Consider the following 20670-nt stretch of genomic DNA (forward strand, 5'->3'; position numbering starts at 1 on the left):
CGTTAACGGGTTCGCGCCGCCCCCCGTTCCATGCCAAAATCCGGCCCGCTGCCCCCGTAGCTCAGTTGGATAGAGCGTCCCCCTCCTAAGGGGAAGGTCGTACGTTCGAATCGTATCGGGGGCACCATTGCGCAGATGCACAAAAGCCGGCAGCGATGCCGGCTTTTGCGTTGGTTGGGGATGAGACGGCAGGGCCCGCTGTGTTTTTTTTGTGGGAGGCCATCTTATGGGCGACCGCGGCGCTGGGGTGCGATCGCTCCGTTCGGCCGTCGCGCACAAGTGCGCTCCCACAGGTAGAGCAAGGGCGTGCTGTTGTGGGAGGCCATTTATGGGCGACGGCGGCGCTGGGGTGTGATCGCTCCGTTCGGCCGTCGCGCACAGGGTGCGCTCCCACAGGTAGAGCATGGGGTGTGCTGTTGTGGGAGGCCATTTATGGGCGACCGCGACGCAGGGGTGCGATCGCTCCGTTCGGCCGTCGCGCACAAGTGCGCTCCCACAGGTAGAGCAGGGGTGTGCTGTTGTGGGAGGCCATTTATGGGCGACCGCGACGCAGGGTGCGATCGCTCCGTTCGGCCGTCGCGCACAAGTGCGCTCCCACAGGCAGAGCAGGGGTGTGCTGTTGTGGGAGGCCATTTATGGGCGACCGCAGCGCTGCGGTGCGATCGCTCCGTTCGGCCGTCGCGCACAAGTGCGCTCCCACAGGTAGAGCAAGGGTGTGCTGTTGTGGGAGGCCATTTATGGGCGACCGCAGCGCTGCGGTGTGATCGCTCCGTTTGGCTGTCGCGCACAAGTGCGCTCCCACAGGTAGAGCGCTCAAGACACTTCAATCGCTCGATTCGCCCACGTCACCGCCGTGGCCCGCTCTGAAAACTTGGCGGAGGCGCGTGCACAGCTGGCGGATGTCTTCCATCGACTGGATGGTGCCGGTCTCGTTGCCGAGCAACGCAACGTCGGCACCGGAAAGCTTGCGCAGTTCGGCCTGGGACAATGCCAGCAGACCGTGCGCCGATTGCAGCAGATCCTTCAGCAGTTCGTCCTGGTGAGGTTGCCGGTGGCTTCGCGAGAGCTCTTCGAGCCCTTGCTCCAGGTCCTCCACCCAGGCCAGCACTATGCGTTCTGTCGAAAAAGCCATTACCACACTCATGCAGCAGCCCAAGTCGGTACGCATGCTCCTTATGCGGATGGAACTACCTGATGTCGCTCCTCGTCAGCGCCATGACGCTGTAGGTCAGCTTTTGGCGAAAATGCCCCGATCGAGCACCTCGGCCTGGACGTGTCCGGCCACCGCATCGTGGTCCACCGCTTCGCCGCTGAGTTCCTCCTGGGACGATACAGTGCCATAGATATGGGCGCGCCAGGCAACCCGTCCTGGCAACTGGTCAACTTCACAAAGTACTTGAAGTTCGTGCTCTGTCTCGTCCACGACGCAGAAATTCATGTTCATGCATGAGCGCCCCTGACGCTCGCCAAATGGTCATACGCTGGGTGATCGGGAATGCCGCCAGCAGGGCCTCATCGAGTGATTCTTCTTCTTCGGGGCGTCAGGCTTCAGGGGCTAAGACAATCAAGGAACGTGCCATCAGCAAGGCGCCTGGTGCCGGCGCCGTTGCGGCTGCGCTTACCGCCAGGCGCGCATATCAGGCGAGGATGCCGTGCTCGCGGGCGTAAGCGTATACGTCCAGATCGTTCTTCAGGCCCAGCTTGTTCATCGCATCCATTTTCTGGCGGCTGATGGTCTTGACGCTGCGATTGAGCTGGCCCGCGATCTCGGTGACGGTGAAGCCCGAGGCGAACAGCCGCAGCACTTCCGTCTCGCGCTTGGAGAGGGCGGGTTGATCCTCGGCGTGGCCACCGGTGCCGCTCTCATCCATCAGGTGCGTGATGCCGGAGCTAAGGAACACGCGCCCATGCGACACCGCCTGCACGGCGAGCGTCAGTTCGGACAGCGCATCCGTCTTGCTCATCAAGCCACGCGCTCCGGTTTGCAGGATGGCCTTGAGCACGCCACCGTTGTTGACCATGGTGAGCACCACCACAGGAAGCTCCGGCCGGCGGCGGCGGACCATGCCAAGCATCTGCAGACCGTCGGCCATCTGGCCTCCCGGCATGCTGAAGTCGGTAATCAACAGCTCGCACGGATGCTTGTCGACGGCGTCGAGCAACTCGGCGGGCGAGCCCACTTCGGCAACGACCTTGGCCTGGGTGTTGTTTTCCAGCAGGGCGCGCACGCCGCTGCGGAAAATAGGGTGGTCGTCAGCGAGGATGATACGAAGGGTCACTGTGCCCGTCCCCAATATCGTGTCTGTGTAACCGACCAAGGTTAGCTGCTCGACCAAGCATGCCTTGTAGGTTTGGCCCTACGTGGTGCTTGTAGTCTTCAGAGAGCGCTCATGAAACCTGCTGCGACTGCTATCCGGTCGATGCCACTCCGTGCGCGAAGGTAATTTCTGCTTGCCGCGTGCGCGCCTGTGCTTGGGTGAGCTGCAACAGCGCAGCCATTCTAAGTCGGCTCGCGGTCCTTTCATTGCGAAAATTTACTGAGTCCGCGCGCGTGTCGGTTCAGGCCAGGGCACGCGGGATTACATCTTTGCGGGCTCTCATTTCTTTGGATGGACAGTGGCTTGCAGTATTCGCGGCGCGCCGATGTCGCGTTCGATCGCCAGCTGACTACGGTCGCTGCCAGAGGAACCGTGCCGGACAGGGCGTGACGGGGATGGCTCCGCCTGTCAGCGGCGCGCCGCATCGGCATGACGGCGGCTTTCCGTGCTGTCTTGCAGCATCGTGAGGGCACACGAATGGCGGTCTGCTTTCACGAATTCGCCCTAGCTGTCCTAATCGCTGCGATAAGCCGCCAGCCGAATTGCCGGGAGGGTCGCTGACGCAGCGCAAAAACGACGTAAATTCATACGCTTGGCTACATGACCTTTGCCACGCTCACTGCATGTCAGCTATTCGTAAGCTATTTCCTGCAGAGGGTTCAGCGTTCCATGTAGCCGGTCGGCTTCCCCACCGACGGTTTCCCCCCACATGGCGCAGAGCGAAAGGGAGTTCTTCATGGCGGTACTCGTTGGCATTTACCTGGTGCAGGGCGACGCGTTCGAAGTCGTGCGCGACGGCAAGACCTGCTGGACGGGAACATGGACGCTGTTCCGTTCCCCGTTGATGAACCGCGCCGATTGGGAACCCCTGACCGATGCCGAAGTACCGGCGCTGTTCGCCTCGTCCTCCCTGGCAATACAGGCGGGCGAAGATGCCGGCGTGATCTTCGCTCGCGACTTGCAGGGCGACGATGGCCTGGAGCCCATGATCTGGGCTGCCGTGCCGATGGCATGGCGCATACCGCTCAAGCGCGCTGGCTGAGCGGACCTGGCGCGCGGCCCGGCTTTCGCAAGCGGTGACCGCCACCGCGTCCCTAGCTGCCATGTTGGTGTCGCCACCGTCGTCCGCCGCGCCATAATGCAAGTGCACGGCCATCGGCCGAACCTGAGGAAGGCGACGAGCCAGCCATGGCGCGTACCCTGCTAGCGCTGTTGGTGCCCGAGGCCGAAGCCGTGGTCGGCAGCTTCCGCGATCAATACGACCCCTCGGCGCGTCGCGGGCTGGGCGCGCATATCACGCTCATCTATCCCTTCATCGATAGCGACTTGATAACGCCAGGCATGATGGCGCGCTTGCGCGACGTGGCGGCCGATATTCCCGCGCCGATGTTCCGCCTCGCCCACGTCGGCACGTTTCCTTCCGTCGTGTGGCTGGCGCCCGAACCGGCCAAGCCGATCATCCAGATCGCCTCGGCGCTCGAACGCGCGTTTCCCGATCACCCCAAGGGCGGGGGCGCGTTTCCCGATTTTGTGCCGCATCTGTCAGTGGCGCGCCAGGTGCAACACGAGAAGGCTGCCCTCATCAACGAACTGGAAGCACGACTGGCCGACCACGGTCCGGTCTACGGCTGGTGCGAATCGATGTCGTTACTGGTGAGCGACAATCGCCGCTGGCATGAGCAAGGGCAGTTCCCCTTCCTGCAATGATCGCGGCCGACCCTCCGAAGATCACGCATTCGGAAAGCACGCATGCGCGGTGGTCTATTCCGGTTCGTCCACTTGTTCGAGCGCAAGCGTAGCGTCGTCTCGCCGACTGCCGAGTTGATGCAGACCGTTTCGCCGGCCGCACACCGGACACATGAAATAACCGCCGAAGCTGTCGATGGACGGCAGCGCGTCCTTCGAGGTCAACTCGGATTGACAGCGAATGCACGTCCACATACGGGCAAGGGTGCGCCTGGGTGCAAAAGGGAAGGGTGTCAGCGTATGCCTGAACCGGACCGCAGCGCGGCCGCGATGCAAGCGCCGGCCGTCAATGCTCGTTGACCCAGGTATCCTCGATATCGTCCTGCACCGCCAGTTCAAGTTCCGTCGTCGATAGCGACGACACAGCAAAAACCCGGCCGTGGCGCATGCCACGATAGATACCGTTCAAGCGGAAGGTCGCAGCCCAACAGACACTGTCGTGCACGGCGAGCAGATATTCGGCCGTGTAGTTGAAACCATTGCTGGTCATCCCGGCGACGTCGGCCATGATGGTGCCCTCCGCAGATCGTGCCACTCGACACTACTCCCTTGCGAGCCGCGCCGCGTGAATTTCCCCGGTGGGTCGGCGCATGACGCTTGTCGATCGTGGGCGCGATTTCAAGAACGGTCTCATTTCTTGGCAGTTCCTTGCCCCGTTACCATGGCAACGCCGAACCGGTTGGCCATGCCTTTCGCCGGCCCGGACGTTGATCGGTCGGTTCCTGAGCTTCGTCGTCGCACACAGAGAAGGTCATGAGTGAAACGTCATCGATGAGAGAGTTTTCCTTGGTCTTTCGCGGTGACGACGAAAGCGTGGTCGTTGCCGACGCGGACATCGAGGCCAATGTCCACGGCGATCTGGCCGCCCCGGAAGCCAGCCCCGTCGCCTGGTCGCGACACTACGATCCCAACGACGCCGTCGAAGTGGCCGATATCGAAGAAGTTGAAGCGCTCGCGCAGGACGGCGCATTCACCGAGCTGCGCGAACTGCACAGCTTTGGACACTCGGCGCGTCTTCTTTTCCACGGTGCCGAACTGAAGTTCTACGCGGCCCTCTTCATGGACGACCTGCTGTGGCGCGCCATGAAATCATCCGACGCCGAGGCCGCCGAAAGGGCATTCGACGAATTCGCGCTCCAGGTAAACCAACGGGCGCGCAGCGAAGTGCGCCGCGTCCAACTCGACGCAACCAACATGCAATTGCAGCACGTGATCGCCGAGTCCCAGGCGAAAGCAGAGCGCCTGCGCGCCAACATCCAACGCAACGCCGCGCAAAAGCAGCGCGCCATCGAGCGCGAAGGCGACCTGCGCAATCACATCAAACAACTCGAAGCCACGCGCGTGCAGGCACAACTGAATGCCAATCGCATCGTTCGTCAGATTGGCCAGCTGCACTCCACATGTGCGGCGCAGTTGCCGCGGTATCGTGGTGTGTTGATAGGGCTTCGGAAGAAGTAGGGCGTAGGGAAGGGTGAGTAGAGCACAAAAGAAGCCCCAATCTTGCCCTGCGCGTCGTACTCATAATCGATGACGCAACGCGGGTCCTGGATGCGAATCAGCCGATTGAGCTGATCGTAGGTTGCTACCGATTGCTGGAAAGGCCAGGCACCGTTCTTGCTGGTGTAGCCCTCAAAGGTGCGGTTGCCGTTGGCGTCGTACTCGAAGTAACCCATGTTGCCGTTGCTGGCGTCGGTGGTGCGCTTGAGTGACCGTTGTTGTAGTACTCATCGGCTTAACTACCTCGTCCCGTTTTCCGGTCCCGTGGCCCCAAAGCCGAGAGGCTCGGCCTTGATACCTTGGATGGGACACTAACCAGCCTTGACTATTCGAACGCCTAGGTCCTTCAATCGCCGTATAGCGGCATCTGCTAGTTCGTCATCACTGATTGGCAAGTAAAACTCCTTTCCTCCCGAGTCAACGTAGCAGAGTACTTCCGATACTGGAGTTGCTCGAATGAAGTAATTCTCCAATCGAAATCCTCCATCAAACAAAAATTTATCAATTGTCGTTGTCATAGGTACCTCGGCCCTTGGGCGACTTACCGAAGCCCGGATAGAAGATAGTGTTGTCTGCGTTGCCTGGGCTCCAGAATACGGAAAGGTGCCATACGGAAAGGTGCCCATACGGAAAGGTGCCAGGGAGAAATTCATGAATCTGCGAGCACATTTTTGAGAGCGTGCACCGCCTTCAAGTTCTCTAAGGGAATGCAGCCGACATTCGATAGGTCTGGCGCCGTCACGCACTGCCTTGTCCAGGTGGACACCCATCTCGCCGTTCCCTGACAGACCATGCCAACCCTGCTTGTTAGGGTCAGTCGGTCACTCGCGCTGTCGTGTTGTACGGTCTCGCGAGTCACCATGACCACCAGGTCATGAGGCGCGGGCCGTGAGTGCTGGAAACACCCACGACCCGCTAACCATCTCCAACTCTTAGGAAGTTGATCATGGCTACCTGCGATCATACGGTACGCATTCGCTCGTCCGTTCCCCCTGACGACACCCTCACTTCTCCGCCTGATGACCCGTCATCCAGGGCAGTGGCATGGCCCGAAACCCCGCGTTATGGCACTCGCGGCGACATCGCCCTGGCGGTGCTCGCCCTCACGCGCCTGCGTGTGGACAGCGAGCAGTGCCGCCACGCGCTGGCGCGGGGATTCCCCGGCAGACCACTGCTATGGCCGCTTCCCGTGGCCGTCACGGCCAGCCTGGGCACGGCGATCCACTGTCTGCAGCAGTACGCCCGCCTGCTCGGTGACGAGCCTCGAGTGAACACCACACGCCTCCGATGACCGCCGCTACGGCGCATTGGCCAGCATGGCGATGCGCCGCATTCGGGCGATCACCGACGAAGCTGCCAAGCATTCACTGACACGGAGCGCTGTAAGCGCTTATCCGCTGCGCGGCCGTGTCCGACAGGGAGGAACCACCATGGAACTGATCCAGCTCACCCCGCATTCGGAAGTAGACCCCTCGCAACCCCTGCGAGCCCCCGGCGACATCCTGCTGCACGCCTACCTCATCCCCAACGCCCTCAACCCCGCCCAACTCGCCCGTCGCACTGGCATACCCGCCGACCACATCAAAGCCTTCATCGCTGACACCCACCCGATCACCCCCAAGATCGCCATCCGCCTTTCCCTCGCCCTCGACACCACCGCCTTTTACTGGCTGGCACTTCAGGCGCGGTACGATCTGGAAAGGGCAAAGCCTGTGGTTCGGGCCTATCGCCCTCTTGTTGATTAAGCGAGTTAGAGAAAGGGGAAAAACAGGAGCGAGAAAACAGAGGGCAGAGCGGCTCAGAAATCAGGGGTGATCCACTCTGACCTGGGTTTCATTCTGACCCGGGTTTCTGTTTCTAATGGCGAGGGAAATTGCTGGATAGGTGTGCAATGAATCCTCAAGCAGCGATAACTCAGCCAGCCAGCGGGTGATCGGAGACCGCTCCTGGCAGTATTCGAAACGATAGAGATATTGGAGAGAAAGAATGGAGTTGTTGTCGTCCAGGCTGGAACGAGCGGATCGCTTAGCAGAGATCACGAGTCGTGTGGGCTATGCCCTGTGGCAGCTTCAGATCCTTGAGGGCGCCCTGGCGCAATACTTCGTACTAGTAGCGCAAGCTACCAGAGGAATGGGCGAAGAAGCTGGGAACGCGCTGTTCGAGAAGGCCAGCTCGGCGACGTTCGGCTCTACTATCACAAAGCTGCGTAAGGCCGACAAACTATCGAGTGCGCTGGAGGGCCGTTTTCAGATGTTGCTGGCCGAACGGAATTGGCTTGTCCACAGATCCAGGGCGACTAGTGGGCATGCGGTCATCAACGATGGCGCATTCCACGAACTGCTTGAGCGCCTTGATCGTATCGCCGATGAGGCTTTGCTGCTTCTACGAGAGGTCGGCCAGCTAGCGGAGACCTTCGTCATGTCCAGCGGTGTCTCAAAAGCAACGATAGATCGACTCACGGACGAGCTCTTGGAGAAATGGATCGGAGGGAATTGAATGGCGATAGCTATTCCTGGTTCGGCCTACAGCGACTACATCGTGTTCATCGATGAGAGCGGGGATCACGGACTTAAGAGCATCGATGCCAACTACCCGGTGTTCGTCCTCTGCGCAGCACTTTTTAATCGACGAGAATATATCGAAGCGATCTGTCCTGCCTTAAACACTCTGAAGATGGATTTCTGGGGGCACGACGAGGTCATATTGCACGAGCACGACATTCGGAAGCCGAAGAATCAATTTGCTTTCCTTCAGGATGTCGCGAATCGTGAAGAGTTCCAGGAGAAGCTTTCAGGCTTTTTGGCATGGGCAAGGTTCAAGCTTGTTTTCAGCGTTATCCATAAGGACCGTTATGTGGAGCGTTACCAGGTGCCACGCAATCCCTACGACGTTGCCATGAGCTTCGTACTAGAACGTGTTTTCCTGGATCTGCACTCGAAAGGGCAGACCAACAAGCGCACCAAGGTCATTGTTGAGTGCCGCGGTGCGAATGAAGATGCCCAGCTAGGGGAGGCGTTTGCAAGAATCGGCGGCGGTGAGAATGCTTGCGGGCGTCCTCTGCCGTTCGACCTGCTCATGATTCCAAAGCTGTCGAACTCCATCGGTCTGCAGATTGCCGACCTCTGCGCCCGCCCTATGGGCATTAGATCGCTTCGCCCCAACCAAGCTAATCGAGCATACGAGATCATTGCTGAAAAGATTCGGCGAGATCAGCAGGGTAGGGCAGAGGGATGGGGTGTAAAGGTGTCCCCATAAAAGCGAAAGGCCCCAAACCGAAGTTTGAGGCCTAGCGCCGACCGGAAATTTCCAGTCCGACTTGATGCCAGTGTATACCTGCGTTCTTGCTTTTTCCACTACCGTGGAATGTCCCGTTCAGTCAGCGGGCCTAGACGTCTATTTCGGCCCGTCGATCTTCTCCAGGCACAGTTCCCTTCCTAGTCTTCGCCGAGGCTTCAGATGCGATTCCGGCGGCCACAGGCGGGGCACAAGAACTGTGGGCGAAGCTGTCGATGTTCGCCTCGAGATCGGCTTACTAGCCGACAGGTGCAGCCAAGCACTTTCGCAAGGCATATTGGACATTGCGCGCCTTGCGTATACGGCGGGCACACGGTTGTCAGCTTTTCTTTGGGCTGTTCTCCGCGCGGCGATTCGCTGTCAAGTAACCGGCGATTCGGGCAAGACTTGGCCAGTGGTGAGCTTCGGCATTATCCAGTGACTTCATGAAACTGCGTGTCGGAACGTCTAAGTGCGTGGCTGCAACGATGCAGCCAGGTTCTAGTGAAATCTCATTCATAGGCTCTCTGAGAAGCCGAAACTGAAAACTGGGGTCAGAGTGGAGTTAAATCGCGGTCCTGTTTCTCCCGATGCGAGGCAATCAGCCGCATCGTGGGGACCCGCACACGGCGTAGGAAGCGTACCGATGCGAAGCGAAGGCGGCGGACCTCAGTGGTCCGCCGCACGCTAAGTTAGCGCCCCAGATCGCTCAAGAACCGCTTCGTGTACTGCAACGGCGTGGTGGAGGGCACGGAGTTGCAGGTAGGCGATGCCGTCGTCTGGTTGCACGGCGTGTCGCGGTCGAGTGACCAGAAGTGGATACCGGCGAGGCCGTTGGCGACGGCGTAGGTGGTGATGGCGTCGGCGTTGGCGATGGTGAAGTTTTCGCTGGATGCGTCGTTGATGCCGATCATCGGGGTGATCTCGATCTTGTTCGGCGAGATGCCGTAGGTGTGTTCGAGATTCTTCACTGCCTGGATGGCCGACTGGCCCATGTCGCAGCTGCCGTTCGCTACGACGCACAGGTACGAGGCGGCCGATGAGCCATAGTCCATCGCCATCAGGTTGATGGTGTAGTTGGTCAGCGAGGAGGCCTTGATTGCCTTCACCACCATGTCGCCGAGGCTGTTGACGCCACCGTAGCTGCCGTCCGACGCGCCCAGCGTGGCGAGGGTGAAGGAGAAGCGCAGGTTCGGATACAGCGACTGGCCGTACACCGCGGCAGCGACAAGGTTGTTGATGGTCGTCTGCGATTGGCCGCCTTCGATGTCGAAGTCCACGCCGACCATCTTCGGCGACATGTAGCGCGACAGGAACGTGGCGAAGTTGGCGGTGCTGCCGCAGGTAAAGGTGCCTGCCTGGCCGCCGGTGGAGACGATGTAGGACACGCCGGCATTGGAAAGCGCGGAGATGTTGGCGCTGGCAAAACTGGCGCCGGGGACGCCGCCCCAGTTTTCGCTGCCGCATTCGCCGGTGGCGAAGGCGAGGGTGATGGCGCCGAGGTTGGTCACATAGTTGGACTTCAGGCTGCCGCTGCCGACCACCGGAATCGACGAGCCCGTGGCCGCCGCGGTCTGCATGACGTTGGTGTTCCAGTTGAGGTTGATGGTGATGTCCTTGTAGGGACTGAACACCAGGTTCGCGCCGGTGCCGGGCGGGTTGGTGGGACCCGTGCCGCCACCGCCGGTTCCGCCACCACCCGTTCCACCGCCTCCGGTACCGCCGCCGCCCGTGCCGCCGCCACCGGACGATCCGCCCGTACACGCGCCTTGCGACGTCCACGGTTGGCCGGAGCCAGGACCGCCACTGTTGGTGGCTGGATCATTGCCCTGCGTCCACCAGTTGGCGAGGTAGTTGGTGCCGTTCTCGCTGGCGGTCTGACCGCCGGTGTAAACCGTGCTTGCGCTCCAGGCCGCGGCGCAGGTGGCCTGCGCGTGTACGGCTTGAACGGGAGCGAGCGTCATCAGGCTCATGGCCATGGCGCCGCCTGCAGTGGTGCCGAGCGCGTGGAGTGCCGTGCGTAACCGAACGGCCGATTGCTTCATCTGCATGAAATCGTCTCCTGGTTTGTGCTGCATCGAAAGGCGGATGTGTCCGTGGCGACCAGCCTTAGCCCTTGGGCGGCGAGCGTGAATATCCCCTTGTGTGTCTCTGCGCACCGCGACTTGTCCGGCGTGCGGCAATGTCTGTTCGCGTCCACGGATGACAACGTTGTCCTCAAACTGCAATGCAAACTGTGACGCTAGTTGTGAAACAGTGGACGAGATTGCCCCGCATGGTTGTAGGGGAAATGTGGCTGGAAACAGGGCGATTTTCGTGCATTGCAGCGACGAGTTCTGTTCGATCCCCATTATTGGGGGAACACGTCATATTGCTTTGCAATAAATCTGGCCTGGACGTCTGGACGTCCACACTTCCTTCACGAAAGACTTTTCTGACAACGTTGTCTCTAGGTGGGGTTGGCTACCTTACCTGGCCGAGTGCCGAAACCGCAGATACCGCTTAACATCCCCAAGTCGGCACGGGGGTGTCGTCGCAAGAAATCACAGGGGGAGTTATGGGATCGCGTTACAAGCAGGACCGCTGGTACTGGCCGACCTTCGGAAACATCGCCGATGCCGAGCAGGCATCCAATCAGGGCGTCTGGGCCGCAGCGTTCTGTGCGGTCGTGACGGCCGTCGTCGCCACCATCAGCTTGCTGTCCAGTCACAGCGTGATGGGGATCAATTCGCTCGCCTACGTCGACGCCGTGTTGCTGGTCATCATCGCCTGGCGCATCCGGCGTCGCTCGCGGGTGTTCGCGGTGATCGGTCTGGCGTTGTTTGTCGCGGAGAAGATTTTCCAGTTTGCCACGCAGCCGCAGGCTTACTTTGGAATCTTGATGGCCGTGGCGCTGCTGTTCTGCTTCATCAATGGCGTGCGCGGCACGTTTGCCTACCATCGCATGCTCGCGGCCAAGGCACAGGAGCCTGCTGTCGCAAACGCCTGACGTGCTGCATGGCCTTCAACAAAAAAGGGCTCCGCATGCGGAGCCCTTTTTCCATTCACGCTGCAGGAAAGATCACGCCACGTTCGGCTCGCTGAACGCTTCGATCTCGCCCTTGAACGCTTCCACCGGCACGCAGCTACAGAACACGTTCTTGTCGCCGTAGACGTTGTCCACGCGGGCCACCGGCGACCAGTACTTCTGGAACTTCAGGCTGGGCAGCGGGAAGGCCGCCAGTTCGCGGGTGTAGGCGTGGGTCCACTCGGAAGCGGACACCATCACGGCGGTGTGCGGGGCGTGCTTGAGCGGGTTGTCTTCGCGATCGAGCTTGCCTTCGTCCACGGCGCGGATTTCGTCGCGGATCTGGATCATGGCGTCGATGAAGCGGTCCAGCTCGTACTGCGATTCGCTTTCGGTCGGCTCGACCATCAGCGTGCCAGCGACCGGGAAGCTCAGCGTCGGTGCGTGGAAGCCGAAGTCGATCAGGCGCTTGGCCACGTCTTCCGCACCGATGCCGGTGGCGTCCTTGAGCGGGCGCAGGTCGAGGATGCACTCGTGCGCCACCAGCCCGTTGCGGCCGGTGTAGAGCGTCTCGTAATGCGGCGCAAGACGCTTGGCGACGTAGTTGGCGTTGAGCAGCGCCACCTGGGTCGCACGGCGCAGGCCGGCGTTGCCCATCATGGTGATGTACATCCAGCTGATCGGCAGGATCGAGGCGGAGCCGTAGCTGGCCGCGCTCACCATGCCCACGGTGCTTTCAGCGCCATAGGTTCCCGGCAGGAACGGAGCAAGGTGCGACTTCACCGCGCAGGGGCCCACGCCCGGGCCGCCGCCGCCGTGCGGAATGCAGAAGGTCTTGTGCAGGTTGAGGTGCGAGACGTCCGAACCCCACTTGCCGGGCTTGGCCACGCCGACCAGCGCATTCATGTTGGCGCCGTCGGTGTACACCTGGCCGCCGTGCTCGTGCACGATCTCGCAGATCTTGACGATGTCTTCCTCGAACACGCCGTGCGTGGACGGGTAGGTGATCATCAGCGCGGCGAGGCGGTCGCTGAACTTTTCAGCAGCGCGCTGGATGTCGGCGACGTCGACGTTGCCGTTCGCATCGCACTTGGTCACCACCACCTGCATGCCGCACATCTGGGCGGAGGCCGGGTTGGTGCCGTGCGCGGATTCGGGGATCAGGCAGATGTCGCGATGGCCTTCGCCGCGCGAGCGGTGATAGGCGCGAATGGCGAGCAGGCCGGCGTATTCGCCTTGCGCGCCGGAGTTCGGCTGCAGGCTCACGGCGTCGTAGCCGGTGCATTCCACCAGCATCGCTTCCAGCTCGTCGATCAGCTGCTTGTAGCCCGTGGCCTGGTTGGCCGGGGCCAGCGGATGGATGTTGCCGAACTCCGGCCACGTCACCGGGATCATCTCGGCGGTGGCGTTGAGCTTCATGGTGCAGCTGCCCAGCGGGATCATGGTGCGATCCATCGCCAGGTCCTTGTCGGCCAGCGAACGCATGTAGCGCAGCAGTTCGTGCTCGCTGTGGTGCGTGTTGAAGGCCGGGTGCGTCATGAACTTGCTGGTGCGGGCCAGGCCGGCGGGCAGGGCGTCGTTGGTCTTGGCGTCGAGCGCGTCGATATCGGCGATGGTGGTGCCGAACAGCGCAGCGACGGCGGCGACGTCCGCGCGCGTGGTGGTTTCATCGAGGCTGATGCCAAGGCTCTTGCCATCGATCTGGCGCAGGTTGATGCCGGCGGCCTGTGCCTTCGCGTGGATGGCGGCGGCATCGACATTGACCACGTGCAGCGTGTCGAAGAAATCCGGACCGACGGTGACGCCCTTATCGCGCAATGCACCGGCAAGGATCGCGGCGAGGCGGTGCACGCGACGGGCGATGCGCACCAGGCCTTCCGGACCGTGATAGACGGCGTACATGCTCGCCATCACGGCCAGCAGCACCTGCGCGGTGCAGATGTTGGAGGTGGCCTTCTCGCGGCGGATGTGCTGTTCGCGCGTCTGCAGGGTGAGGCGGTAGGCCGGCTTGCCTTCGGCGTCGATGGAGACGCCGATCAGGCGGCCCGGCATCGAGCGCTTGTAGCTGTCGCGGCAGGCCATGAACGCGGCATGCGGACCGCCGAAGCCGAACGGCACGCCGAAACGCTGGGTGTTGCCGACCACGATGTCGGCGCCCCATTCGCCCGGCGCGGCGATCAGCGTGAGGGCGAGCAGGTCGGTGGCCACGCAGACCACGCCATGGCGCTTGTGCACGGCATCGGCCAGCGCCTTGTAGTCGTTGATCTGGCCGAAGGTGTTGGGGTACTGCAGCAGCACGCCGTAGCTGTCGACGCTGGTGGCTTCGCTGTCGTCGCCGATGTGCAGGTCGATGCCCATCGCTTCGGCGCGGGTCTTGATCACTTCCAGCGTCTGCGGGTGCACGGCGTTGGAGACGAAGAACAGGTTGGACTTGGACTTGGTCGAGCGCTTGGCCAGCGTCATCGCTTCGGCGGCGGCGGTGCCTTCATCGAGCAGGGACGCGTTGGCGATCTCCATGCCGGTGAGGTCGGCGCACATGGTCTGGAAGTTGATCAGCGCTTCCATGCGGCCCTGCGAGATCTCGGCCTGGTACGGCGTATAGGCCGTGTACCACGCCGGGTTTTCCAGGATGTTGCGCAGGATGACGTTCGGGGTCAGCGTGCCGTAGTAGCCCTGGCCGATGAAGCTGCGGAACACCTGGTTCTTGTCGGCGATGGCGCGGATCTTGGCCAGCGCTTCCACTTCGGTGATCGGCGAGGGCAGGGCCAGCGGCGCCGGCGACTTGATCTTGCCCGGCACGATGGCGTCGGTCATCGCTTCCAGCGAGTCGTAGCCGACCACGCCGAGCATGGTGGCGATTTCGGCGTCGTTGGGGCCGATGTGGCGCTCGATGAAGGCGTCGTGGTGCTCGAGGTCGCGCAGGGAAGGATTGGCTTTCTGACTCATGACAGGGGCGTCCGGAAATGGCCCATACAGGCCGGACGTGCAAGCCGCACGTGGAGCGCCCCTCTGTCCTTTTGCCTGAGAGTTTGGAAGCGACGGCTCAGCGAGCTTGGCTTCGTGCCCCTTCGGCGCCGGATTCAACCGGTCTCTCCAGAGTGTTCGTGCGGGTGATGGTCTGGGGCCTGAGCGATTACGGGCGTTACGCCGTCGGCAGCAGCTTGCGCTGCTTCTCCCACCACACGCTAAACGGCGATTATAAGATGCCTTGGCCGGGAATGCCTCCCCAGCCGCCGGCTCATGTGGCGGGAGTCTCAAACGGCATAAGATGGCGGCCTCGCCTTACTGGACCCCACCATGTCCAAGCCCCCGTTCCAACTGGCCCGGATCGATCACGTGGTGCTGCGCGTGCGCGACACCGAGGCCATGCAGCGTTTCTATTGCGAGGTGCTCGGTTGTCGCGAGGAACGTCGCCAGGACGAGATCGGCCTGGTCCAGCTGCGCGCCGGCGATTCGCTGATCGACCTGGTGGCGCTGGACAGCAAGCTCGGCCGGCTGGGCGGCGCGGGGCCGGGCGAACAGGGGCACAACATGGATCACCTGTGCCTGCAGGTGGAAAATTACGACGAGGCGGCCATCGTGGCGCACCTCAAGGCGCATGGCGTGCGCGTGGGGGACATCGGTTCGCGCTATGGGGCGAAGGGCGAGGGGCCGTCGATCTACCTGTATGACCCGCAGGGGAACATGGTGGAGTTGAAGGGGCCCGCCGGGGGCTGAAAGGCGTGAGGGTTTGTTGCTGCTTCGGACGCGTCGCTACTGGATTCCGGCCTGCGCCGGAATGACGAGCAGGAAAGGTGACGCAATGAGCGGCCTTCCTATCCCTCTCGTCATTCCGGCGCAGGCCGGAATCCAGTAGCGATATCCTGCATCCGGGCGATCAGTTCACCGGAAGCAGCCTATCCCTGCGGAACTCCCGTCATATCCGGCAAGTGATGCGCAATGCCCTTGTGGCAATCGATGCAGGTCTTCTCGCCAGAGCCAAGCCAGCGCTTGTGGATCTCCGCCGCACGCGTCGATTGCCGCGTCAAATCCATCGACGTGTAGTTATGGCAATTTCGACACTCCAGCGAATCGTTGGCTTTCAATCGCGCCCATTCGTGCTGGGCCAGTTCCAGCCGGTGATCGAGGAATTTCTCGCGCGTGTCCACGGTGCCGAAAATCTTGCCGTAGACCTCCTTGGAGGCCTGCATCTTGCGCGCGATCTTGTCCGTCCACTGATGCGGCACATGGCAGTCGGGACAGGTCGCCCGCACGCCCGAGCGGTTGGTGTAGTGGATGGTCGTCTTCAATTCCTGGAAGACGTTGTCGCGCATTTCATGGCAGCCGGTGCAGAACGCCTCGGTGTTGGTCAGCTCCAATCCCGTGTTGAATGCGCCCCAGAACAGCACGCCCGCGATGAACCCGCCCAGCGTGAGAAAGCCCAGGCTGTAATGGATGCTGGGGCGGCGGATGGTCCGCCACAACGCGGCGAGCCATCGCTTGATTCGTGGCCACATGGTCAGTTCGCCTTCTTGTCGTGTTCTTCGGACAGGATGCTGTCGATATCCTTGAAGTTGTTGGCGACGAGTGGCTTGGCGTCGGTCTGCACCACGTGGCACTGGTTGCAGAAATATCGGCGCGGCGAAATGGTGGCGAGGAACTGGTCGTTGCGATCCATGTAATGGGTGACGCTGACCGGCGGCGCCTGGAACTTGTCCGCGTTGGCGCGTGCGTGGCACAGCAGGCAGCGGTTGGAATTCTTGTCGATCTGGTAGTTGTCGATGGAATGCGGGATCGTCGGCGGCTGCATCGGATAGGCGCGGACGCGCTTGATGTCCGCGTTCTCCACGCGGGCCATCAACGGTGCGGCGATCTCCTGGTTCACCGGCGCGCCGCGGCGGATGGCGTCGATCTGATCGCCTGCGTGCACGGGTTCGGCGGTGCTGGCGATGGCCGGTGAGGCGGTGGGCGGGGAGGAGACCACGCGTGGCTCCGGCGAGGATTTCCGGCCCACGGCAAATCCAATGGCGGCCGCGACCAGCACGACCAGTGCAAGGATGACGATCAAAGGCTTCTGTCGCATCGTAATCTCCCTAGACCGCCACGACTTTGACCGCGCACTTCTTGTAATCGGTCTGCTTGGAGATCGGGTCGGTGGCATCCAGCGTCACCTTGTTGATCAGCTGGCCGGCATCGAACCACGGTACGAACACCAAGCCCTGCGGTGGCTTGTTGCGGCCGCGCGTCTCAACGCGTGAACGCATTTCGCCACGGCGCGAGATCACCTTCACCTCGTCGCCGCGCTTGAGTCCGCGCGAGCGGGCGTCGTCCGGGTTCATGAACACCACGGCTTCGGGGAACGCGCGATACAACTCGGGCACGCGCATGGTCATCGAACCCGAGTGCCAGTGCTCCAGCACGCGGCCGGTCGCCAGCCACAGGTCGTATTCCTTGTCCGGTATTTCGGGCGGCGCCTCGTACGGCAGGGCCCAGATCACGGCGCGCCCGTCCGGGTTGCCGTAGAACTGGAACTCCGTGCCGGCTTTCACATAAGGGTCGGAGCCTTCGCGATAACGCCAGCGCGTTTCCTTGCCATCGACCACCGGCCAGCGCAGGCCGTGCGCCTTGTGATAATCGTCGAACGGCGCGAGGTCATGGCCGTGACCGCGACCGAAGGTGGCGTATTCCTCGAACAAGCCCTTCTGCACGTAGAAGCCGAACGCGGCGGCCTCGTCGTTGTCGTATCCCGCTTCCATTTCCGTGGTGGGGAACTTGTCGACGTTGCCGTTCTTGAACAGCACGTCGAACAAGGTCTTGCCCTTGAACTGCGGATTGGCGGCGAGGATCTCGGCCGGCCAGCATTCGTCGGTGGTGAAGCGTTTGGAGAATTCCATCAGCTGCCACAGATCCGAACGGGCCTGCCCCGGCGCTTTGACCAACTGGTGCCAGAACTGCGTGCGCCGCTCGGCGTTGCCGTAGGCGCCTTCTTTCTCCACCCACATGGCAGCAGGAAGAATCAGGTCGGCCGACTGCGCGGTGACCGTGGGATAGGCATCGGACACCACCACGAAGTTGCGTGGATCGCGATAGCCCGCGTACGTCTCCTGCATCAGGTTCGCGCCGGCCTGCACGTTGTTGTTGCACAACACCCAATAGGCGTTGAGCTTGCCGTCGCGCAGCATGCGGTTCTGCTGCACGGCGTGGTAGCCCGGTTTCGGCTGGATGATGCCGTGCGGGATCTTCCAGATCTCCTCGGCATGCTTGCGATGCTCCGGATTGGTCACCACCATGTCGGCCGGCAGGCGGTGGCTGAACACGCCCACTTCGCGCGCCGTTCCACAGGCGGACGGCTGGCCGGTCAGCGAGAACGGGCTGTTGCCCGGCGTGGAGATCTTTCCCGTCAGCAGGTGGATGTTGTAGACCATGTTGTTGGCCCACGTGCCGCGCGTGTGCTGGTTGAAGCCCATGGTCCAGAACGACACCACCTTGATGTTCGGATTGGCGTACAGCTCGGCCAGCTGTTCCAGCCAGCCTTTGTCCACGCCGGTCATTTCCACGGTTTTTTCGAGCGTGTAGGGCGCGACGAACGCGGCAAACTGCGCGAAGTCGATCGGCTCGCTGCCAGTCGGGTCCTTCGAATTCTTGGCGTTCTCCTCCAGCGGGTTATCCGGACGCAGTCCGTAGCCGATGTCGGTGACGCCGCGCTTGAAGGTGGTGTGCTTGTCGACGAAATCCTTGTTGACGCGGTTGGTCTTGATGATGTGGTTGGCGATGTAGTTGAGGATCACCAGGTCCGTCTGCGGCGTGAACACGATCGGAATATCGGCCAGCTCGAAGCTGCGATGCTCGAACGTCGACAACACGGCTACCTTGACGTTGGGGTTGGACAATCGCCGGTCGGTCACGCGCGTCCACAGGATCGGGTGCATCTCCGCCATGTTCGAGCCCCACAGCACGAACGCATCGGTGGCTTCGATGTCGTCGTAGCAGCCCATCGGCTCGTCCATGCCGAACGTGCGCATGAAGCCCATCACGGCGGAGGCCATGCAGTGGCGTGCATTGGGGTCGAGCGTGTTGCTGCGGAAGCCGCCCTTGAGCAACTTGTTGGCGGCGTAGCCTTCCCATACCGTCCATTGGCCGGAGCCGAACATGCCCACGGCTTCCGGGCCCTTTTCCTTCAGCACGCGCTTGAATTGCTGCGCCATGACATCAAAGGCTTCGTCCCAGCTGACTTCGGTAAACGTGCCGTCCTTCGCGTAGACGCCGTTCTTCTTGCGCAGCATGGGCGCGGTGAGGCGGTCGGCGCCGTACATGATCTTGGAGAGGAAATAGCCCTTCACGCAATTGATGCCGCGATTGACCTCGGACAGCTGGTCGCCGTGGGTCGCTACCACGCGGCCATCCTTCACCGCCACGTTGACGCCGCAGCCGGTGCCGCAGAATCGACACGGTGCCTTGCTCCATTTGAGCTGGACCATGTCGCCTTCGAGCAGGACGTTGGTCGCGCTCGCCGGCAGGGCCAGCCCGGCCACGTTTGCCGCCACCGCCACGGCGGTGTTGCGGATGAATTCGCGTCGCGTCATGGACAAAGTCATACGCCGGCTCCCTGAAGTGATGCGTCCGAAGACACGAGTTCGTCCATGACGTCGTGAGACTCCACATGGTGGTAGATCAACGACACGTTGATGATGCCGGGCAGCGCTTCCATCGCTTCGATGTGATCCATCACGGCACGCTGGTTGTCGGTTTCGCACACCATCACGCAGCGACATTCGCCCTGGATGGCAATCTCCAGGGTGTCGCGAAGCTCGACAAAGGCGGTGAGAACATCGACCGCATCGGGCCGGTGCAGCACGACCAGGCTGGAGATGTGATGTTCGTCCTTCATGGCATTCCCCTGCAGGATGGCGCGACCTCAGACGTGAGGCGGTCCGCTGACGAACATTTGCCAGAACCACACGGCGAAACCGAACGCTGCGATGAACATCACCGACAGCACGGGAAACAACAGGAGCAGCAACAGGAAGGTCATCCGTTCCTGTTTGCGGGTGTCGACGACCGTGCTGGGTTCCACGCGCACCTCCATCAAGCAGGACGGCGATACTCAAGATCTGCGCGGTAAACTAAAACATTCGTTCCCCTGGGCGGCTGATCTGGATCAGCCAGGTAGTGCCAAGCCATGCCCGGCAAGGCATGCTTTCGCGCGCTTCCCGAGTGTACGCTTCCTGTTTTTCCGCAGCGGTGAAAGCCGTGTGAATTCACAAGAGGATCTGGCATGGCAAGGCAGACGTGGAATCGATTTGCCCTGGGCTTCGTGTTGCTTGGCGCATGCGGGATCCTTGCGGTGCACGCGGCGGAAGCTCCTGTCACGACAGGCACGGCAACGGTGCAGCTGGTCGCGCCGGGCAAGCCCGCTTTGTCGCTGGATGCGAAAACGCTGGCCGGCATGCCACATGAGCAGGTGACCGCCGCGGCGCATGACGAGCCGGCCAGCCAATGGGGCGGCGTTCGTCTCGAAGACATCTTGTCGCGGGCCGGCGTGTCGCTCGACAAGCCCCTGCGAGGCAAGGCGCTGGCCTCGTTCGTGCGCGTCACGGCCGCCGATCAGTACCAAGTGGTGTTTGGATTGGCCGACCTGGATGCCACGCTGGGTCACACGCAGGTGCTGCTGGTGGATACGCGTGACGGCAAGCCGCTGGACAAGGATGGTCCGCTGCGCCTGCTGGTGCCGGGCGACAAGCGGCCGGCGCGATGGGTGCGCAACGTGACGATGATCGAGGTGGTGGACGGCGGGACGACGCAGCGTCCTTGAGGTTTGGGCTGCCGAAACCCCTGTGGGAGCGCACTTGT

Annotated in this window: 21 protein-coding genes, 1 tRNA gene and 1 riboswitch; of the genes, 11 read left to right on the forward strand and 11 right to left on the reverse strand. The window is 61.9% G+C overall.

All coding sequences use genetic code 11. The features are described 5' to 3' along the window. The first annotated feature begins 50 nt into the window (after positions 1-50). A tRNA-Arg gene (locus tag ISP20_RS07470) sits at positions 51-127 on the forward strand. Between the two features lie 696 nt (positions 128-823). Here ISP20_RS07470 and ISP20_RS07475 read toward each other — a convergent pair. The 3 genes from ISP20_RS07475 to ISP20_RS07485 all read right to left on the reverse strand — a co-directional run bounded on the left by ISP20_RS07475 (position 824) and on the right by ISP20_RS07485 (position 2279). After that, positions 824-1132: a hypothetical protein gene (locus ISP20_RS07475; RefSeq protein ID WP_204635425.1), complete on the reverse strand. Its 309-nt coding sequence runs from the start codon at positions 1130-1132 to the stop codon at positions 824-826. Positions 1133-1228: 96 nt separating this feature from the next. Then, the gene (locus ISP20_RS07480; protein WP_204635426.1) at positions 1229-1444 is read right to left on the reverse strand and encodes a hypothetical protein; all 216 of its coding nucleotides are present in this window, start codon (positions 1442-1444) and stop codon (positions 1229-1231) included. Between the two features lie 193 nt (positions 1445-1637). Next, on the reverse strand, positions 1638-2279 hold the full coding sequence (locus ISP20_RS07485) for a response regulator (RefSeq protein ID WP_204635427.1): 642 nt from the start codon (positions 2277-2279) through the stop codon (positions 1638-1640). A 775-nt stretch (positions 2280-3054) separates the two neighbouring features. Between ISP20_RS07485 and ISP20_RS07490 the strand changes: the two genes are divergently transcribed. Beyond that, positions 3055-3360 (forward strand): hypothetical protein, encoded by a 306-nt coding sequence (locus ISP20_RS07490; protein WP_204635428.1) that lies wholly within the window; start codon positions 3055-3057, stop codon positions 3358-3360. Between the two features lie 146 nt (positions 3361-3506). Further along, on the forward strand, positions 3507-4025 hold the full coding sequence (locus tag ISP20_RS07495; protein WP_204635429.1) for a 2'-5' RNA ligase family protein: 519 nt from the start codon (positions 3507-3509) through the stop codon (positions 4023-4025). 325 nt (positions 4026-4350) lie between these two features. On the opposite strand, the gene ISP20_RS07500 is transcribed toward ISP20_RS07495, so the two are convergent. After that, positions 4351-4572 (reverse strand): TonB-dependent receptor, encoded by a 222-nt coding sequence (locus tag ISP20_RS07500; RefSeq protein ID WP_204635430.1) that lies wholly within the window; start codon positions 4570-4572, stop codon positions 4351-4353. 245 nt (positions 4573-4817) lie between these two features. Between ISP20_RS07500 and ISP20_RS07505 the strand changes: the two genes are divergently transcribed. From ISP20_RS07505 to ISP20_RS07525, 5 genes are all read left to right on the forward strand, one after another. Further along, positions 4818-5522: a DUF2968 domain-containing protein gene (locus tag ISP20_RS07505; RefSeq protein WP_204635431.1), complete on the forward strand. Its 705-nt coding sequence runs from the start codon at positions 4818-4820 to the stop codon at positions 5520-5522. A gap of 985 nt (positions 5523-6507) precedes the next feature. Continuing rightward, complete coding sequence (locus ISP20_RS07510; protein WP_204635432.1) at positions 6508-6852, forward strand: hypothetical protein; 345 nt, start codon at positions 6508-6510, stop codon at positions 6850-6852. A 139-nt stretch (positions 6853-6991) separates the two neighbouring features. Further along, the gene (locus ISP20_RS07515; protein ID WP_204635433.1) at positions 6992-7306 is read left to right on the forward strand and encodes a HigA family addiction module antitoxin; all 315 of its coding nucleotides are present in this window, start codon (positions 6992-6994) and stop codon (positions 7304-7306) included. A 241-nt stretch (positions 7307-7547) separates the two neighbouring features. Continuing rightward, complete coding sequence (locus tag ISP20_RS07520) at positions 7548-8057, forward strand: hypothetical protein (protein WP_204635434.1); 510 nt, start codon at positions 7548-7550, stop codon at positions 8055-8057. Continuing rightward, positions 8058-8816 (forward strand): DUF3800 domain-containing protein, encoded by a 759-nt coding sequence (locus ISP20_RS07525; protein ID WP_204635435.1) that lies wholly within the window; start codon positions 8058-8060, stop codon positions 8814-8816. Positions 8817-9526: 710 nt separating this feature from the next. On the opposite strand, the gene ISP20_RS07530 is transcribed toward ISP20_RS07525, so the two are convergent. Then, positions 9527-10885, reverse strand: coding sequence for a carbohydrate-binding protein (locus tag ISP20_RS07530; RefSeq protein WP_204635436.1), 1359 nt, complete (start codon positions 10883-10885; stop codon positions 9527-9529). A 476-nt stretch (positions 10886-11361) separates the two neighbouring features. Here ISP20_RS07530 and ISP20_RS07535 point away from each other — a divergent pair, with 476 nt between their 5' ends. Next, on the forward strand, positions 11362-11823 hold the full coding sequence (locus ISP20_RS07535; RefSeq protein ID WP_204635437.1) for a hypothetical protein: 462 nt from the start codon (positions 11362-11364) through the stop codon (positions 11821-11823). A gap of 72 nt (positions 11824-11895) precedes the next feature. On the opposite strand, the gene gcvP is transcribed toward ISP20_RS07535, so the two are convergent. Then, positions 11896-14787 carry an aminomethyl-transferring glycine dehydrogenase gene (gene gcvP / locus ISP20_RS07540; protein ID WP_204635438.1) on the reverse strand — a complete coding sequence of 964 codons (2892 nt, stop codon included), beginning with the start codon at positions 14785-14787 and terminating at the stop codon, positions 11896-11898. Positions 14788-14840: 53 nt separating this feature from the next. Continuing rightward, a riboswitch (glycine riboswitch) is annotated at positions 14841-14948 on the reverse strand. Positions 14949-15138: 190 nt separating this feature from the next. On the opposite strand from gcvP, the gene ISP20_RS07545 reads away from it, so the two are divergent. Continuing rightward, on the forward strand, positions 15139-15558 hold the full coding sequence (locus ISP20_RS07545; RefSeq protein ID WP_204635439.1) for a VOC family protein: 420 nt from the start codon (positions 15139-15141) through the stop codon (positions 15556-15558). A 179-nt stretch (positions 15559-15737) separates the two neighbouring features. Here ISP20_RS07545 and ISP20_RS07550 read toward each other — a convergent pair whose 3' ends face one another. Genes ISP20_RS07550 through ISP20_RS07570 form a run of 5 tightly spaced genes read right to left on the reverse strand, consistent with a single transcriptional unit; the run spans position 15738 to position 19894 of the window. Next, positions 15738-16337: a cytochrome c3 family protein gene (locus tag ISP20_RS07550; RefSeq protein WP_204635440.1), complete on the reverse strand. Its 600-nt coding sequence runs from the start codon at positions 16335-16337 to the stop codon at positions 15738-15740. A gap of 2 nt (positions 16338-16339) precedes the next feature. After that, positions 16340-16903, reverse strand: coding sequence for a nitrate reductase cytochrome c-type subunit (locus ISP20_RS07555; protein ID WP_204635441.1), 564 nt, complete (start codon positions 16901-16903; stop codon positions 16340-16342). Between the two features lie 10 nt (positions 16904-16913). Further along, complete coding sequence (gene napA, locus ISP20_RS07560; RefSeq protein ID WP_239535424.1) at positions 16914-19415, reverse strand: periplasmic nitrate reductase subunit alpha; 2502 nt, start codon at positions 19413-19415, stop codon at positions 16914-16916. Further along, positions 19412-19708 (reverse strand): chaperone NapD, encoded by a 297-nt coding sequence (locus ISP20_RS07565; RefSeq protein WP_204635442.1) that lies wholly within the window; start codon positions 19706-19708, stop codon positions 19412-19414. The genes napA and ISP20_RS07565 overlap by 4 nt, the downstream gene beginning before the upstream one ends. Positions 19709-19735: 27 nt before the next feature. Then, on the reverse strand, positions 19736-19894 hold the full coding sequence (locus tag ISP20_RS07570; RefSeq protein ID WP_338030975.1) for a periplasmic nitrate reductase, NapE protein: 159 nt from the start codon (positions 19892-19894) through the stop codon (positions 19736-19738). Positions 19895-20095: 201 nt separating this feature from the next. Here ISP20_RS07570 and ISP20_RS07575 point away from each other — a divergent pair, with 201 nt between their 5' ends. Further along, a complete protein-coding gene (locus tag ISP20_RS07575; RefSeq protein ID WP_204635443.1) occupies positions 20096-20632 on the forward strand; it encodes a molybdopterin-dependent oxidoreductase in 537 nt (178 codons plus the stop codon). Positions 20633-20670 lie beyond the last annotated feature (38 nt).

Origin of the sequence: Dyella kyungheensis, from assembly GCF_016905005.1 — a bacterium.
Lineage (GTDB): Bacteria > Pseudomonadota > Gammaproteobacteria > Xanthomonadales > Rhodanobacteraceae > Dyella > Dyella kyungheensis.